At 56.1% G+C, this 15546-nt stretch carries 17 protein-coding genes; 5 read left to right on the top strand and 12 right to left on the bottom strand.

The window, feature by feature from the left end:
* Nucleotides 1-17: 17 nt before the first annotated feature.
* The 3 genes from AUQ43_RS00915 to AUQ43_RS00905 all read left to right on the top strand — a co-directional run bounded on the left by AUQ43_RS00915 (nucleotide 18) and on the right by AUQ43_RS00905 (nucleotide 2740).
* Nucleotides 18-1040, top strand: coding sequence for an ABC transporter substrate-binding protein (locus AUQ43_RS00915; RefSeq protein ID WP_062953754.1), 1023 nt, complete (start codon nucleotides 18-20; stop codon nucleotides 1038-1040).
* A gap of 127 nt (nucleotides 1041-1167) precedes the next feature.
* Nucleotides 1168-1953 carry an ABC transporter ATP-binding protein gene (locus AUQ43_RS00910; protein WP_062953753.1) on the top strand — a complete coding sequence of 262 codons (786 nt, stop codon included), beginning with the start codon at nucleotides 1168-1170 and terminating at the stop codon, nucleotides 1951-1953.
* Between the two features lie 16 nt (nucleotides 1954-1969).
* Nucleotides 1970-2740 carry an ABC transporter permease gene (locus AUQ43_RS00905; RefSeq protein ID WP_008892212.1) on the top strand — a complete coding sequence of 257 codons (771 nt, stop codon included), beginning with the start codon at nucleotides 1970-1972 and terminating at the stop codon, nucleotides 2738-2740.
* Nucleotides 2741-2818: 78 nt separating this feature from the next.
* Here the strand turns inward: AUQ43_RS00905 and AUQ43_RS00900 are convergent, their stop codons facing one another.
* Entirely contained in the window at nucleotides 2819-3643 is an 825-nt protein-coding gene (locus AUQ43_RS00900; RefSeq protein ID WP_062953752.1) for a dienelactone hydrolase family protein, read from the bottom strand.
* A gap of 272 nt (nucleotides 3644-3915) precedes the next feature.
* On the opposite strand from AUQ43_RS00900, the gene AUQ43_RS00895 reads away from it, so the two are divergent.
* A complete protein-coding gene (locus AUQ43_RS00895; protein WP_062953788.1) occupies nucleotides 3916-4530 on the top strand; it encodes an HAD family hydrolase in 615 nt (204 codons plus the stop codon).
* Between the two features lie 24 nt (nucleotides 4531-4554).
* Here the strand turns inward: AUQ43_RS00895 and AUQ43_RS00890 are convergent, their stop codons facing one another.
* The 8 genes from AUQ43_RS00890 to AUQ43_RS00855 all read right to left on the bottom strand — a co-directional run bounded on the left by AUQ43_RS00890 (nucleotide 4555) and on the right by AUQ43_RS00855 (nucleotide 10743).
* On the bottom strand, nucleotides 4555-5028 hold the full coding sequence (locus AUQ43_RS00890) for an SRPBCC domain-containing protein (RefSeq protein ID WP_062953751.1): 474 nt from the start codon (nucleotides 5026-5028) through the stop codon (nucleotides 4555-4557).
* Complete coding sequence (locus AUQ43_RS00885) at nucleotides 5015-5713, bottom strand: HAD-IA family hydrolase (RefSeq protein WP_062953750.1); 699 nt, start codon at nucleotides 5711-5713, stop codon at nucleotides 5015-5017. The genes AUQ43_RS00890 and AUQ43_RS00885 overlap by 14 nt, the downstream gene beginning before the upstream one ends.
* Nucleotides 5714-5757: 44 nt before the next feature.
* A complete protein-coding gene (locus AUQ43_RS20190; RefSeq protein WP_157088420.1) occupies nucleotides 5758-6144 on the bottom strand; it encodes a hypothetical protein in 387 nt (128 codons plus the stop codon).
* A 157-nt stretch (nucleotides 6145-6301) separates the two neighbouring features.
* Nucleotides 6302-7405, bottom strand: a complete 1104-nt coding sequence (locus tag AUQ43_RS00875; protein ID WP_062953748.1) for an RluA family pseudouridine synthase — start codon at nucleotides 7403-7405, stop codon at nucleotides 6302-6304.
* Nucleotides 7402-7794 carry a fluoride efflux transporter CrcB gene (crcB, locus tag AUQ43_RS00870; protein WP_062953747.1) on the bottom strand — a complete coding sequence of 131 codons (393 nt, stop codon included), beginning with the start codon at nucleotides 7792-7794 and terminating at the stop codon, nucleotides 7402-7404. The genes AUQ43_RS00875 and crcB overlap by 4 nt, the downstream gene beginning before the upstream one ends.
* A 185-nt stretch (nucleotides 7795-7979) precedes the next feature.
* A complete protein-coding gene (locus AUQ43_RS00865) occupies nucleotides 7980-8489 on the bottom strand; it encodes a DUF1499 domain-containing protein (protein ID WP_062953746.1) in 510 nt (169 codons plus the stop codon).
* A 218-nt stretch (nucleotides 8490-8707) separates the two neighbouring features.
* Nucleotides 8708-9313 (bottom strand): FMN-dependent NADH-azoreductase, encoded by a 606-nt coding sequence (locus tag AUQ43_RS00860; protein WP_062953745.1) that lies wholly within the window; start codon nucleotides 9311-9313, stop codon nucleotides 8708-8710.
* A 119-nt stretch (nucleotides 9314-9432) separates the two neighbouring features.
* On the bottom strand, nucleotides 9433-10743 hold the full coding sequence (locus tag AUQ43_RS00855) for a replication-associated recombination protein A (RefSeq protein ID WP_062953744.1): 1311 nt from the start codon (nucleotides 10741-10743) through the stop codon (nucleotides 9433-9435).
* Nucleotides 10744-10949: 206 nt separating this feature from the next.
* Here AUQ43_RS00855 and AUQ43_RS00850 point away from each other — a divergent pair, with 206 nt between their 5' ends.
* Complete coding sequence (locus AUQ43_RS00850; RefSeq protein ID WP_062953743.1) at nucleotides 10950-12152, top strand: MFS transporter; 1203 nt, start codon at nucleotides 10950-10952, stop codon at nucleotides 12150-12152.
* A gap of 66 nt (nucleotides 12153-12218) precedes the next feature.
* Here AUQ43_RS00850 and AUQ43_RS00845 read toward each other — a convergent pair whose 3' ends face one another.
* The 3 genes from AUQ43_RS00845 to AUQ43_RS00835 all read right to left on the bottom strand — a co-directional run bounded on the left by AUQ43_RS00845 (nucleotide 12219) and on the right by AUQ43_RS00835 (nucleotide 15511).
* Nucleotides 12219-13676 (bottom strand): DegQ family serine endoprotease, encoded by a 1458-nt coding sequence (locus AUQ43_RS00845; protein WP_062953742.1) that lies wholly within the window; start codon nucleotides 13674-13676, stop codon nucleotides 12219-12221.
* A 189-nt stretch (nucleotides 13677-13865) separates the two neighbouring features.
* The gene (gene rplQ / locus AUQ43_RS00840; RefSeq protein ID WP_084271929.1) at nucleotides 13866-14297 is read right to left on the bottom strand and encodes a 50S ribosomal protein L17; all 432 of its coding nucleotides are present in this window, start codon (nucleotides 14295-14297) and stop codon (nucleotides 13866-13868) included.
* A 197-nt stretch (nucleotides 14298-14494) separates the two neighbouring features.
* Nucleotides 14495-15511 (bottom strand): DNA-directed RNA polymerase subunit alpha, encoded by a 1017-nt coding sequence (locus AUQ43_RS00835; protein WP_008892197.1) that lies wholly within the window; start codon nucleotides 15509-15511, stop codon nucleotides 14495-14497.
* Nucleotides 15512-15546 lie beyond the last annotated feature (35 nt).

Raw genomic sequence — 15546 nt, 5'->3', positions numbered from 1 at the left:
AGGAGGCTTCTTTAAACATGACCACGCTTACGAACAGACTTTTGGGGGCTGCTATCGGGGCAGCTGTTGCCCTTGGCGCGCATGCTGCACTGGCAGATATGGCGATTAAATTCTCGCTCGACTGGAAATATGAAGGTCCGGCTGCACCGTATCTTCTGGCCAAGAAGAACGGCTATTTTGACGAAGAAGGCCTTGATGTCACGATTGACTCGGGCAACGGTTCGGTCGGTGCGATCACCCGTGTTGCCAGCGGCGCTTATGATATATCGCTTGCTGACATCAACTCGCTGGTGGAATTCAACGCATCCAACCCGGATCGCGCCATGAAGTCGATCTTCATGGTTTATGATCGCCCGCCATTTGCGCTGTTCATGCTTAAAAGTTCCGGCATTACCAAGCCGGAAGACCTGATCGGCAAGACCCTTGGCGCACCGGTCTTTGATGCATCCCGCAAACTGTATCCGGCCTTTGCATCGGCAACCGGTCTGGACCTTGACGCTGTGACCTGGGAAAGCATGGATCCGCCGCTGCGTGAGCCGATGCTGGTGCGTGGCGATGTGGATGCGATTTCCGGTCACTACTTTACCTCGATCCTGAACCTGCAGGCACAGGGTGTTGCCAAGGATGACCTGACCGTCTTTATGTACAAAGACTTTGGCATGGACTTCTATGGCAACGGCATTCTGGCTTCGCCGGACATGATGGAAAACCACCCGGAAGAGGTTAAAGGCTTCCTGCGCGGTGTGGTCAAAGGCTGGGCTGCGGCGATTGCCGATCCGCAATCCGCAATTGACGCCCTTAAGGAAGTTGATCCGCTGATCAACCCGGATCTTGAGCTGCAGCGCCTGCAGATGGCGATCGACGAAAACGTCGTTACCCCGGCAACCCTTGAAGAAGGCATGGGCCTTGTCAAAGCCGACCGTATGGCCAAGGCCATCGATCAGGTTGCCCTGGCGTTCGGTTTCGAGAACAAGCCGTCTGTTGATGACATCTATACCGATGAATTCATGCCGTCTGCCGAAGACCGCATGCTGAAGTAATCATTTTGGGAAACGGGGCAGTCGGAATTTCCGGCTGCCCCGTTTTTTCATCTGCCCGCAAAAAGAATAAAGATACAGGGTCCCGACCCAGGGTCAGGGCCCAGGCCAAGCAGGGGGAATAACTGCAGTGTCCAATAGCTTCGTCGAACTCAATGACGTCAAGCTTCGCTATAGTGAAGGCGATGAACTGGCGCTTGATACCACCAACATGAAGATCGACAAGGGCGAGTTTATCGCCGTTGTGGGTCCGTCGGGGTGTGGCAAATCATCGTTGATGAAACTGGTTTCGGGCCTGATGCCGCCAACTGAAGGCAATGTGATTGTCGATGGCAAGGAGGTTTCCGGGCCGCTCAAGATTGTTGGCATGGCGTTTCAGAACCCGACCCTTTTGCCGTGGCGCACGACCCTTGATAACGTCCTGCTGCCGATGGAAATCGTCAAACCGCATCGCCATCGCCTGCGCAAGCATCGCGCGGAGTATGAAGAACGCGCACGCAAACTTCTGGCGACTGTCGGGCTTGAAGGCCACGAAGACAAATACCCGTGGGAGCTTTCAGGGGGCATGCAGCAACGTGCGTCATTGTGTCGGTCGCTGATCCATGAGCCGGATCTTCTGATGCTGGATGAACCGTTCGGTGCGCTGGATGCCTTTACCCGCGAAGAGCTTTGGGACATTTTGCAGAACCTTTGGATGATCAAGCCGTTCACGGTTATTCTGGTCACCCATGATTTGCGTGAGGCGGCCTATCTTGCCGATACCATCTATGTGATGTCCAAACGCCCGGGTAAAATCCTTGTGGAACGTGAAAACACCCTGCCCCGCCCACGCGATCAGGAAACCACCTTTACCCAGCCTTTCACCGATCTTGTCCACGAATTGCGCAGTCACATTCGTGACGTGCGAGAATCTTGAGGGGGCTGGCGATATCATGAAAAAGAAATTGAACCTTCGCAAAGCAACACCGTGGCTTAGCGCCATCGGGCTTTTCGTGCTGTGGGAACTGATTGTGCGGATTTTCAACATTCCGCCCTATGTCCTGCCGACCCCGTCTGAAAGCATCATTGTCGGCTGGCAGTTCCATGAAGCGATCTGGATGCATGCCTATCACACGCTGTATACCACGCTGGCGGGCTTTGCCATTGCCGTGGTGTTCGGTGTGGTGCTGGGCGCGCTGGTCGGATCAAGCCGGGCGATCTATGATGCGGCCAACCCGCTTTTGGTTGGTTTTAACTCTGTGCCGAAAGTGGCCCTTGTCCCGGTTCTGGTCATGTGGTTTGGCATCGGCACCGTACCGGCAATTATCACGGCATTCCTGATTTCGTTCTTCCCGATTGTGGTCAATGTTGCCACCGGCCTTGCGACCCTGGAGCCGGAGTTGCGCGATGTTCTGCGATCGCTAGGTGCGACCCGTCGTGACATCCTGATCAAGGTCGGATTCCCGCGGGCGATGCCGTATTTCTTTGCGTCCCTTAAAGTCGCGATCACGCTGGCCTTTGTCGGCTCGGTGATTTCGGAAACCGTGGCGTCGAACGTTGGCGTTGGTTATCTGATGCTGTCGGCGTCGTCGAAATTCAACATGCCGCTGGTGTTTGCCGGGTTGCTGGTGATCGCGGTGATGGGCATTGCGATGTACGAAATCTTCAACGTCATCGAACGCCGGTCGACCAAATGGGCAAATCGCGGAAATCCAACGAACTAAGCCCCATTTGGACCAATCATCAGACAAATAAAAAGGCCGGGAAGTCCCGGCCTTTTTTCATCGTACCATTGGCGATGGTTAGCTTAGATGTTCGTCAAAGAAGGCCATGGTGCGGTTCCATGCCAGCATGGCGTCTTCGCTGTCATAGCGACCGCCGGTCGGGTTGGCAAACGCGTGATCGGCGTCATACCAGAAGAACTCGTAGTCGGTCTTGCCAGCAATCCGCAAAGAGCGTTCAAACCCGTCGACCATTTCCTTGTTGATGTTTTTATCAAGGGTGCCGAAATGCCCCATGATCGGCGCGCTGAGCGTTGCGACCTGTTCCGGGGTCTTGTTGACGTTGCCGTAATAGATCACAGCCGCATCAATATCGGTTGCAAGGGCGGTATTCAGCGACCAGCCACCACCAAAGCACCAGCCAACAGAGCCGACCTTGCCAGTTGAATCCTTGTGACCGCGCAGGAATTCGACAGAAGATTGCAGCTTGCGGGTCGCAACCACCGGATCCATCGAAGACATCAGCGCACGCGCACCATCAGGTGTCGTCGCGGGCGGTTCGCCATAAAGGTCAACCGCAAGGGCGATATAGCCCTGCTTGGCATATTCGGCAGCAACCGCACGAATATGGTCATTCAACCCCCACCATTCATGGATCAGAATGACGGTCGGGGCCGGAAGGGTGTGCGGCATGGCGATTTCGGCAACCATTTCGTCGCCTTCAGGCGTGGTGATGGTTACCTTATCAAGCCCGTGGCCTGCTGCATGGGCAAGCATCGGGTCGGCGAGAACAACAGCCAAAGGCAGGGCAGCGGCCCCTTTGAGAAACAGTCTGCGTTGTTCGTCAGTCGCCTTGGGCGGCGGACCGAGATGTTCGTGGGAGCCACATCCGTCAAGCGTACACATGTTCTAGCCTCCTCTTATGCCTGTTTTCAGGGGATATCCCCAATTAACATTGTTTGCGACAGCACGCCCGGTTGGCAAATGACAATCCCGTCATCGGGCATTCCCATACCTTCACGCGCCACGGTACTTCGTTCAAGTTTGTTTACGGGGCTGATCGCACCAAGGATCATGTTTGCGATGGTGTTTCATATAACGGCTGCTTGCACCTTGGCATCGCACCTGATTTAAAGGGCCGACAAACCCCATACATGCCCCAACCATTCGGAGACGACATGCGCGATATTGAAACGGTTCTTTTTGATCTTGGGGGTGTGCTTGTTGATTGGAACCCGCGTTATCTGTATCGCAAGCTATTCAAGAATGAAGCAGAGATGGAGCGCTTTCTGGGTGAAGTTTGCCATCCGCACTGGAATCACCTGCATGATCAGGGGATGCTGAGCTTTGCCAATTCCATTCCCGACCTTCAGCACCGCTATCCGCAGCATCATGACGAGATCGCAGCGTGGCAGGAACGCTGGCCGGAAATGCTGGGTGGGGCGATTGATCGCACAGTGGGCGTTCTTGAAGACCTGAAAAAACGCAAAAAGGTGCGCCTGTTTGCCCTGACCAACTGGTCGGCAGAGACATGGTCGCATGCGTTGGAGCGGTTTGGTTTTCTGGATCACTTCGAAGGGATACTGGTATCGGGGCAGGAAAAACTGGCCAAACCCGATCCGCGGATTTTTGATCTGGCGATTTCGCGCTTCAATCTTGATCCCCGCGAGACCCTGTTTATCGATGACAACGAACGCAATATTCAGCAGGCCCGCGAACTGGCCTTTATCACCCACTGGTTCAGTGACCCGGTGAAGTTGCAGCGTGAATTGATCGAATACGGACTTTACTGAACTGTACTGATCAGGGTTCAGGCCCTAGCGCTGTTGGCGCAGGTAATCGCCAAAGCATTCGCCAAAGGCAAATTCCCAGCCCTTGAGATAACCTTCACGCAAAGCCGGCGCGATATCGCCGACATTTTCCCATGCCTTGTGTTCAAGGCGGATGACACAACGGCCGAAGTCATTCAGGTCAAACGATACCTCGACCAGGGTAAAGTCGCCCTCGTTCCAGCCCGGGTGCCATGTAAAGGACAGGTGTTCGCCAGGCTGCCAGCTTCTTACCCGGCCCCATGGGATGTCCTTGGCGCCTTTGGTCCGTTCGATGATTTCCCCGCCGACACCTTCATTGAACTCGACCGTGATGCAGTCCTTTTTGGCGATTGAATGGGTGTCGGTCGGCCACCATTGCCCAAAGCCCGCCGTGAAAGCGGTAAACGCATCATCAGGATCGACGGCCAGGGTCAGCTCAAAACGGATCGGGGCCAGTTCGGGGTTCTTAAGCGGCGTCACAGTCAATTTCCCAAATCGTATCAAGGGCGGCAGCCAATTCATCAAAGTGGCTGATGACAGCATGTGCACCAGAGGCATGCAGCGTATCAACATCATGATAGCCCCAATCGACCCCAATGGCGATCATGCCAGCCGCCCGGCCCATTTCGATATCATAACTGGTATCACCGACAATCACCGCGTTGGGCGCATCGACCCCGGTTTCCTCAAGGGCTGCCATCAACATCGCGGGGTTGGGTTTTGACGGGTGATTGTCGCAGGTCTGCAAGGTAACAAACCGACCTTCGAGTTCATTGCGCGCCAAAACAGCATCCAGCCCCCGGCGGGCCTTGCCGGTTGCCACCCCGCTCAGCCATTGGCGGCTGTCGAGTTCGGTCAGCACTTCGCGCACGCCAGGGAATAGCGGTTCGTGAAAATCGGGCGTCTGACGCAAGGTAAAGAACGCGGTTTTATAGGCCGCTGTCACGGCTGCGATGATGTCATCGTCAACCCGTGCCGGGCTTGCCAGCTTTGTGATGGCTTCGGGCAGGCTCAGACCAATGATCGTGCGCGTGTTTTCCAACCCCGGACAATCCAGACCGTGCTGCGCAAAGGCATGATCCATGCAATGCGCGATGGCGTGCTGGCTGTCGACAAGAGTGCCATCGCAGTCAAAAATCACAAGTCGGAGCGGATCGTTGGTCATGTGGGGTCTTTCGTCTGGATTTTGGAAAAGCGGAGACTAATGGATCAGATCGAAAAGATCGAGTCTCCCGCGGTTGTATTGCGTGCGGGTTTTTGTGCTTTGCGGGAAGCACCAGAAACCACAAGTGAATTTTGTATTACTTCTTTGAGCCAGTGATCGGCGTTATAATAATCCTCTGGCCGACCGAGCCCCGCCGAGAAGGCCGGGCACATGACAGGAGGCAAATCATGCTTACGCTTCGCGATTGCATCGACTTCAGCGACCTCACCGAGGAGGAAGTGCTTGCCATTGCCGAATGTGAGCATATTCCACTGGTCACCGCCCTTGAGGAGGGTGAGTGCATGGTGCATACCAAAAGCGGCCGCAAACAGCTTGCCGTGATGATCAAAGGCCAGGCCGAAATGTGTGAACGCACCGGCAATACGGTTCATGCCCGTCATTTGAACAGGGTTTATGATGCGTTCATGAAGCGTTTCGACAGCAAAACACACTGATACAGTTTCTGTTTCAACATCGTTTGATCAGGAGGACGAAAAAGCCGACGCGATGCGTCGGCTTTTCGGTGTTTGATGCTGTTTGGGCCCGGCCCTATTTCCTGCGCGAACGCGACGGTTTTGCCTTTGGCTTGGGCTTTTCTTCCTTTTCGCGGTGAATTTCCGGGGTCAGGAATTTGGTCGGCGTTTTCGGATCAAAATTGAGCTTTTTGAGCGTTTCGGCGAAATGCTCCGGCACGGGTGCCTCAATCACGACGCGATGGCCGGTAACCGGGTGCGGGAAATCAATGGCGCGCGCATGCAGATGCATCTGATTGGGCAGGCCATCAATAAAGGCCTGCGACCCGCCATATTTGCCGTCCCCAAGGATCGGGCAGCCGATTGCCTGACTGTGGACACGCAGCTGGTGGGTACGACCGGTCAGCGGTGACAGGGCAAGCCACGCGGCCTTGCGTCCGGCGCGATGCAGCTGGCGGAAGACGGACTGCGCAGATTTTCCAAGCTTCTCGTCGATCACCATTTTCTCGCCGCCCTTGCCCGACAGTTTGGCAAGCGGTGCGTCAATCATGCCTTCGCGTTCCGCAGGCGCACCGGTGACAATCGCCCAGTAAAGCTTGCGGGTCGATTTATCCTTGAACGCCTTGGTCAGGGCATGGGCCGCACTGGCAGAACGGGCCAGCAGCAAAACGCCACTTGTATCCTTGTCCAGTCGGTGAACAAGCTTCGGGCGTTCCTTGCTGTCGAGTTTAAGCGCGTCAAGCATGCCATCGACATGAACATTGGTGTTGGTCCCGCCCTGCACGGCAAGGCCAGCGGGCTTGTTGATCGCCAGCACCAACTCGTCATAGAAAATAACGGAATCACGAAGGGCTTGCAGCTCTGCCTCGGTCGCATCGGACTTGGCGGGGCCGGCCTGTTTGCGTTGCTGGACTTCGGCCGGGTTATAGCCCGAACCATCTTCACCCCATGGGCCGGTGCCACCACCGGACATGACAGGCACGGGCGGCACGCGGATTTCCTGGCCAGGCTCGACGCGTTGATTGGCCTTGGCACGTTTGCCATCGACGCGGATCTGACCGCCACGCAGGAACTTCTGGACCTGGCCAAATGTGAATTCCGGGCAGTTGCGCTTGAACCAGCGATCCAGCCTGATATCGGCTTCGTCTGCCTTGACCTTGCGCAGAGTGACACCACTCATTGCAGAACACCCCTTACCAGCGCGATTGCGCCAAACAATGCCGAAATGCCGACGACCACGGAACCAATGACATAAAGGGCCGCAAGGCCCATATTGCCCCGTTCATACAAGGTCGCAGCATCCAGCGAAAACGTCGAAAAAGTTGTAAACGCCCCCAGAAAACCTGTCACAAGGAGTGCGCGCATTTCAAGCCCCATGGATAGTTTCAGGGCGGAAACCTCGATCAGCACCCCCATCAGGAACGAACCAACGATATTGACCGTCAGGGTTCCCCAGGGAAATCCAGAGCCCATCACCGAGCCCATCATGACGGACACACTGTAACGCGCAACGGCACCAACGGCACCGCCCAAGGCAATGGATGCGATTAACAACGGTGAAAATTGCATGGCGCGGAACCTATTCCCTCAGTCCTGAAATGTCACGTGTGAATACGGCATGGGACCATGGCAAGAATGGAGGCCCGGTCAATATCAATGTCCATGTCCAGCACATAACCCCTTTGTCACATCAAACACCAAGGGCTGCGGTTGATCAATCCTGTTGGTGCTGGCTCAGGTCCGCTCAGGACCGCTCAGGATCCTTGGCCCATGCGGGTTTCGACATCGGCCAGCCAGGCGCGCGTGCGTTTTTCATTTTGCCCCATATCTTCAACGCCATAAACCGATTGGGCAAACAGGCAGAATGAGACGTCATTCCCGGTTTCTGGCAAGATCAACTCGATCTCGACCCAGTCGGGAAAACGAAAGACCGGCGTGCGCGCCAGGAAATAAAGCCGACCGGCTTCGCCGCCCTCGACATCGGTCATCAGCTTCATGCCGTGATCAGGCGCGGTTTCAATCAGAACTTCGGTCAGGGATGCGACCGATGCCTTGAAGGTCGGGCTTTGCATGGCACGCTCGGTTGTCGGCAACCGGTCCGCCGGACAGGTTATGAAGAAATTGCGCGCATCCGGAAGATCCATGTCCTGCGCGAAGGCGATATTGGGGGGATCACCCGCAGGCAACATGTGGTCGATCAGCCCGGTAAAGCGGACGGTCACGAAAATGCCTGCCAGTACAAGCAGCCCCCAGATTGCAAACATCGCCAACCGTTTCAAATATACCACCTGCCAATGACAAAGCGCCTGCCCGAACGGGCACAGATACAATAGTACCAAATGCCGCAGAATCAAAATGCCCGAACGGATAAACCGTCGGGCATTTGGCGTACAGCCCCGTCAATCAGCGAACCAAGGGGGGGGGATTATCTGGAAATTCGCTGATCGGCGGGAGTGTATCGGAGTTTGGTATTTTCGAATTCTCAGGCCGCAACCGGAAGCGGAGCCGCTTCGACATTGGCAAGGGCGCGGGCCATGGCTTCTTCGGCGTTGACCGCAAAGCCGGATGCCTCGACGACTTCGACATCAGAGATGCCAATAAATCCGAGAACCTGCTTCAGGTACGGGGTTGCGAAATCAGCCGGGCTGTTGACCGGGACACCGCCGGTTGCCGCAACGATATAGGCCTTTTTGCCGGTCAGAAGACCCACAGGACCATTTTCGGTGTACTGGAACGTCACACCGACGCGTGCAATCAGGTCAACCCAGGCTTTGAGCGTCGAGGGGATCGAGAAATTGTACATCGGCGCACCGATCACAATGACGTCGGCATCCTGAAGTTCAGCAACCATTTTGTCGGAAACGGAAATGATTTCCTTCTGGGCGTCCGTCCGGTCTGCTTCGGGGGTGTAATAGGCGCCGACGGTTTCACCGGTCAGGGCGGTGATCAGGGTGTCGTTGGTATCGCGTTCAGCAACTTTCGCCGACGGATCCGCCGCCGTGATACGATCAATCAGCTTGGTCGCAATCTGGCGGGAATTTGAATTTGCACCATTTACCGATGCGCTTACGTGCAGAATGTTGGTCATTTGCCGTCTCCTAGTCCGGGTTTCTGTGTTGCCCCGAACTTAAGCCCGCAAAGCCGATCTGTTTAGTCAGAGACTTTTCACCAAATTGTTTCCAATTTGATAACTAAACAAACCGTCAGTTACTTATTGTCTCGTTTCTTTTGACGTTCTGCGCGCAAGCGGTCGAAATATTCGACACGTTTTTTAAGATCGCGCTCAAACCCGCGTTCGACCGGTTCATAAAAGTTTTGCCGCCGCATGCCCTCGGGGAAGTAGTTTTGCCCGGAAAAACCGTCTTCCTGATCATGGTCATAGGCATAGCCACTGCCATAGCCGATATCAGACATCAGCTTGGTCGGCGCGTTGAGAATATGGGCGGGCGGCATCAGTGACCCGGTATCGCGCGCGATCTTGAGCGACTTTTTATAAGCCGCATAGCCGGCATTGGATTTTGGCGCGAGCGCCAGGTAAATCACCGCCTGGGCCAGCGCCAGTTCGCCTTCGGGACTGCCAAGCCGTTCATAGGATTCCCACGCGCCGATGCAAATTTGCTGGGCCTGCGGATCGGCAAGACCGATATCCTCGACCGCCATGCGGGTCAGGCGGCGGGCAACGAATTTCGGGTCCTCGCCCCCGGCCAGCATGCGGTTAAACCAATACAACGCTGCATCCGGGTCAGAGCCCCGAATGGATTTATGCAGCGCGCTGATCAGGTTGTAGTGACTGTCATCGCCCTTGTCATAGATCGGCATGCGCTTTTGCACGGTGCGGGCAAGTTCCGCCACGCCAAGCGGGCCATCATCACTGGGCGGCAGGGAAAAAAGTTCCTCGGCCAGATTAAGGCAATAACGCCCGTCGCCATCGGCCATGGCGCGCAGGGTCTCACGGGCCTCGGGAGTGACGGGCAGATCAAAGCCCATTTCCTTTTCGGCCCGCACCAGAAGTTCTTCAAGGCCCTGATCATCCAGACGCTTGAGCACCAATACCTGACAGCGCGACAGAAGTGCTGCGTTCAATTCAAAGGACGGGTTTTCTGTGGTCGCGCCGATCAGTGTGATGGTGCCGTCTTCAACATAGGGCAAAAAGCTGTCTTGCTGGGCCTTGTTGAAACGGTGGATTTCATCAATGAACAGCAATGTCGCCCCACCGGTGGAACGCCGCGCACGGGCACGTTCAAACACCTTGCGCAGATCCGCCACCCCGGAAAAGATCGCCGAAAGCGGCTCAAACGCCATATCGGCGACATCGGCCATCAGGCGGGCCAGTGTCGTTTTGCCACAGCCCGGCGGCCCCCACAGCACGACCGAGGGCACCCGGCCGGTCTTGATCATGCGGGTAATCGGCCCGTCATCGCCAAACAGATGCCCCTGGCCAACCACCTCATCGAGTTTGGCGGGGCGCAATCTGTCGGCCAAAGGGCGCGTGACCTGACTTTCAAACAGGGAAACCATGCTGGAACAATACGATGTTGGTTTTTGGGGCGTCTTGACCGGAAAGTAACACGCAGATGACATTGATGACAGACGAAACATCGTCGATTGACGCCCTGAAAGGCACAGCATAGCTTTCAACCGTAATCCCGCATAACAACCAAGAAGAAGCCGTTTGTGACGCCTGTTCCTGCCTGCTTGATCCGTCCTGATTGCTGGGGTCATAAATGACACCGCATCGCGCACCGGCCAAACTGCCGATCGTCATCGGATTGGGCACGGGACAAACCCTTGCATTCGGAACCACGCTTTATCTGCCGGCCATTCTGGCAGAACCGATGGCGATTGAGCTTGGTTTTCCGCCGGGTTGGGCGTTTGGCGCGTTTTCACTGGCGCTGATCTTTGCTGCCCTTTTGGGGCCCAAGGCCGGAGCGCGGATTGATCGATTTGGCGGGCGCACGGTGCTGGCAGTTTCCAGCCTGATCTTTGCCGCGGGTCTTGCATTACTGGGCACGGCGGACAGCCTGGTCATGATGTGTGTGGCGTGGTGCGTGATTGGTGTTGGCATGTCGATGGGGCTTTATGAGTCAGCCTTTGCGACGCTGAGCTGGATTTACGGGCATGATGCACGCGGCCCGATTACCGGCATCACCCTGATTGCCGGTTTTGCCAGCACGATCTGCTGGCCGATTACCGCCGGGTTAGAAGCCGAATTTGACTGGCGCACGGCATGCTATTTCTGGGCGGTGATGCACATCGTGCTGGGCTTGCCGCTTAATCTGTTTCTGATCCCGCGCACCAAGGGCGACGCGCATACGACGGCAGAACACGAAACACCCACAGCGCCCCCTGCCCCGACCAAGCTGTCACGACAGGATATCTTCAATTTGCCGATGATCCTGCTGGCGATTGTGTTTGCCACCAGCTGGTTTACTGCAACGGCCATGGCGGCCCATTTGCCGCGCCTGTTGCAAATATCGGGTATGGATGCCGCCAGTGCCCTGATTGCCGCATCGCTGGTGGGCCCGGCACAGGTTGCCGGCCGGCTGGCCGAATTCGGGTTGCTTAAAAAGATGCATCCACTGATTTCATCACGGCTTTCGGCCCTGACCCATCCGGTGGGGGCGGTGTTGCTTTTGATCTTTGGCGGGCCTGTCGGGATGCTGTTTACCAGCCTGCACGGGATCGGCAACGGGATCCTGACCATTGCCAAGGGGACCTTGCCATTGGCAACGTTTGGCCCTGCGGGATATGGCGCACGGCAGGGTTATTTCATGGCACCATCACGCTTTGCACAGGCGGCGGCCCCGTTTGTCTTCGGGCAGTTGATTGATGATTACGGGCAGTATGCGATTTTGCTGACCATCGGGTTGGGTCTAGTCACCTTTGTTGCCCTGATGATGTTGCGTCACCAGCCGCAAACCCGTTGACCAGACAACGAAAAAGGCGCGCCATCAGTTGGCGCGCCTTTTGTTTTGCTGCGACGGGCTGGCTGCCTAAAGAGTGAAATCACCCGTCAGGACCTTGCCGTCGCGTTTAACAGCGATCTTCCAGTCGCGGCTGCGTTCACCGGCCCGGATGACTTCCTTGAAACGCGCGACCGAGGTGATCGGTTCGCCATTGACCTCGACAATATAGTCCCCGGCCTTAAGGCGTGTTCGGCGTGCAAGGCTGTCACGGGCGACGGCCAGGATTATAACCCCTTCACTTAGGGTATCGATACCGAGTTCATCGGCCAGTGCCGGGTTCATATTGGCGATCTTGGTGCCACTGAACGGGTTGCGGCCATCAATGATGCTTTCATCGCGTGCGGGGATTTCCGGGGCGACTTCAAGCGGCATGGCAAGGGTGACTTCACGCCCGCGACGCAAGACGGCCAGCGTGGCCTCACCATTCAACTCCAGCGTCGCGATACGGAATTTAAGCTCGTTCGGGTTATCAACCGCCAAACCATTGACCGCGATCACCACGTCACCTGATTGCAGCCCACCCCGTTCAGCCGGACTGCCGGTGCGCACCCTGTTGATCAGAACACCATGCGGGCGATCCAGTTCAAGTGATGCGGCCAGATCGGCAGTGACCGCCTGCCCCGCAGCGCCGAGCCACGGACGACGCAAATCGCCACTGATCAGGCCACGCATCACCACCTTGACCATATTGGCCGGAACGGCAAAGCCAATGCCGTTCGACCCACCGGATTTGGTGAAGATTGCCGAGTTGACCCCGATCAGGTTGCCATCAATATCGACCAATGCCCCGCCGGAGTTGCCCGGGTTGATCGCCGCATCTGTCTGAATGAAGGATTGATAATCCTGCCCGGTGACACCGGCGCGCGCCAGTGCCGACACAATGCCGCTGGTGACGGTTTGTCCAACACCAAACGGGTTGCCGATCGCCAGCACAAGATCGCCGACTTCGACCGCATCCGAATCGCCAAACGGAATGGCAGGCAATTCTTTATCAACATCACGCAGCTTGAGGACGGCCAAATCAGTGCGTTCATCCGACCCGACCAGATCAGCATCAAATTCGCGGTTGTCATGCAAGACGACGCGGATTTCACTGGCGCCAGCAATGACGTGATGGTTGGTCACCACAGTGCCATCACCAGATACGATCACCCCCGACCCAAGCGAGCGTTCAACGCGCTGGCGCGGCGCACCAAAGGCACCGCCGAAGCGATCCCCGAAGAACTGCTTGAAGAACGGATCATTGAAAAATGGCGTGCGCTGGCGCTGCTCGACCACCTTCTTGGTGTAGATATTGACAACCGCAGGCGCGGTTTGCTTGACCAATGGCGAAAGCGACATCTTGATTTCCGTCTGGCTCGACGGCAAACGCCGATCCAGAGTGGCTTCATCGCTTTGGGCATAGGCCAGATTGCCGGTACCAGACACAGCCGCCATCCCGATCACGGCAAAGGCGACAATCTTTGAAATCCAATTTGCCTGCACGTCACACACTCTCTCTTTTTGTCTTGCGGCAACCGGTCATCTGACCGGCATGGCTTGTCATCAATTAGGAAAAATAGAACTGCTGCGCAACCTTGGCGGAAATATGAAACCAATGCCATTTAGCAAAAAGAAAACGGGCGACACCATAAGGCGTCGCCCGTTTCTGTTTCTTAAAGGCCGAAACGTTGCTTATTCAGCAACAGCTTCTTCGCCTTCGCCCTCTGCTTCGAGGCGAGCACGGTCTTCCGCGCCTTTTGCATCGGCGTTGCGATCGACAAGTTCAATCACAGCAACCGGAGCCGCATCGCCGTAACGGAAGCCAGCCTTGAGAACGCGGGTGTAACCACCGGAACGCTCTTTGTAGCGGTCGGCGATTTCGCCGAACAGCTTGGCTACGACTTTGTCGTCACGCAGGATCGAAATGGCCTGACGGCGTGCATGCAGGTCGCCCCGCTTGCCCAGCGTAATCAGTTTTTCGACATACGGGCGAAGATCTTTGGCCTTCGGAAGAGTGGTTTTGATCTGCTCGTGGGTGAGCAGCGAAACTGCCATGTTGGCAAACATCGCCTTACGATGGGACGAAGTACGATTAAGCTTACGGCCTTGCATACCGTGACGCATGGTAACTCTCCTTAATAGCCTGGCTTCGCTCACGAAACCGATTGTAAAACCGCCCCGCCACCCTGATCACTTTCACAGAAAGGCCAGGTTATGCACGTGCGGTGTGGGCAACGCGCCCGCCGGATGCCCAAACAACTGGGTTCTCCGGTTTGGAACACGAATGTTCCGATAACGGCCCGAAGGCCGAAGACCCGTTCTTAGAACGGATCTTCGAACTTGCGCGCAAGTTCTTCGATGTTTTCCGGCGGCCAGCCGCCGACTTCCATACCAAGATGCAGACCCATCTGAGCCAGAACATCCTTGATTTCGTTCAGCGACTTACGGCCGAAGTTCGGCGTACGGAGCATTTCTGCTTCGGTCTTCTGAACAAGATCACCGATATAGATGATGTTGTCGTTCTTCAGGCAGTTTGCCGAACGTACCGACAGTTCAAGCTCGTCAACCTTACGAAGAAGGTTGCGGTTGAACGGCAGTTCGTCTTCTTTCTTCTCTTCGACAACCGCTTCCGGCTCTTCGAAGTTGACGAACAGCGACAGCTGGTCCTGGAGGATACGGGCAGCAAGCGCAACCGAATCTTCCGGGGTCAGCGCACCGTTGGTTTCAACGGTCAGCGACAGCTTGTCAAAGTCGGTATCCTGACCAACACGGGTGTTTTCCACCTTGTAGGCCACTTTACGGATCGGGCTGAAGATCGCATCGATCGGAATAAGACCAATCGGCGCGTCAGACGAGCTGTGCGAGCTGGCTGCAACATAGCCTTTACCGTTATCAACGGTGAATTCGATGTTGAGCGTTGCACCATCATCAAGATGGCACAGCTCGAGATCCGGGTTGAGGATTTCGATATCCGCACCGGTTTCGATCTGACCTGCGGTGACGGCACCAGGGCCGGTCGCCTTCAGAGCCATTTTCTTCGGACCTTCAGCATGCATGCGCACGCCCATGGTCTTAATGTTCAGGATGATGTCGGTGACATCTTCACGCACACCCGGGATCGACGAAAATTCGTGCAATACACCGTCGATCTGGATCGCAGTAACTGCCGAACCCTGGAGCGACGACAGCAGAATGCGACGCAGCGCGTTACCCAGGGTCTGACCAAAACCGCGCTCCAGCGGTTCTGCCACGATCGTACCAATACGGCTGGCATCAGTACCCGGAGTAACATCAAGCTTCGTCGGCTTAATCAGTTCCTGCCAGTTCTTTTGAATCACGAGACCCACCTTCGCAACTGGAGCCTATGGAAATG

This window comes from Thalassospira sp. MCCC 1A01148, from assembly GCF_001613795.1.
Taxonomy (GTDB): Bacteria; Pseudomonadota; Alphaproteobacteria; order Rhodospirillales; family Thalassospiraceae; genus Thalassospira.
This window is presented reverse-complemented; position numbering and strand designations above follow the sequence as displayed.

What these genes read in the sequence shown, in the direction of transcription:
- AUQ43_RS00915 (WP_062953754.1), top strand. Translation starts at nt 18, where the DNA reads ATGACCACGCTTACGAACAGACTTTTGGGGGCTGCTATCGGGGCAGCT.
- AUQ43_RS00905 (WP_008892212.1), top strand. Translation starts at nt 1,970, where the DNA reads ATGAAAAAGAAATTGAACCTTCGCAAAGCAACACCGTGGCTTAGCGCC.
- AUQ43_RS00900 (WP_062953752.1), bottom strand. Translation starts at nt 3,643, where the DNA reads ATGTGTACGCTTGACGGATGTGGCTCCCACGAACATCTCGGTCCGCCG.
- AUQ43_RS00895 (WP_062953788.1), top strand. Translation starts at nt 3,916, where the DNA reads ATGCGCGATATTGAAACGGTTCTTTTTGATCTTGGGGGTGTGCTTGTT.
- AUQ43_RS00885 (WP_062953750.1), bottom strand. Translation starts at nt 5,713, where the DNA reads ATGACCAACGATCCGCTCCGACTTGTGATTTTTGACTGCGATGGCACT.
- AUQ43_RS20190 (WP_157088420.1), bottom strand. Translation starts at nt 6,144, where the DNA reads ATGAACCGTATTGCCGGTGCGTTCACACATTTCGGCCTGGCCTTTGAT.
- AUQ43_RS00875 (WP_062953748.1), bottom strand. Translation starts at nt 7,405, where the DNA reads ATGAGTGGTGTCACTCTGCGCAAGGTCAAGGCAGACGAAGCCGATATC.
- crcB (WP_062953747.1), bottom strand. Translation starts at nt 7,794, where the DNA reads ATGCAATTTTCACCGTTGTTAATCGCATCCATTGCCTTGGGCGGTGCC.
- AUQ43_RS00865 (WP_062953746.1), bottom strand. Translation starts at nt 8,489, where the DNA reads ATGTTTGCAATCTGGGGGCTGCTTGTACTGGCAGGCATTTTCGTGACC.
- AUQ43_RS00860 (WP_062953745.1), bottom strand. Translation starts at nt 9,313, where the DNA reads ATGACCAACATTCTGCACGTAAGCGCATCGGTAAATGGTGCAAATTCA.
- AUQ43_RS00855 (WP_062953744.1), bottom strand. Translation starts at nt 10,743, where the DNA reads ATGGTTTCCCTGTTTGAAAGTCAGGTCACGCGCCCTTTGGCCGACAGA.
- AUQ43_RS00850 (WP_062953743.1), top strand. Translation starts at nt 10,950, where the DNA reads ATGACACCGCATCGCGCACCGGCCAAACTGCCGATCGTCATCGGATTG.
- rplQ (WP_084271929.1), bottom strand. Translation starts at nt 14,297, where the DNA reads ATGCGTCACGGTATGCAAGGCCGTAAGCTTAATCGTACTTCGTCCCAT.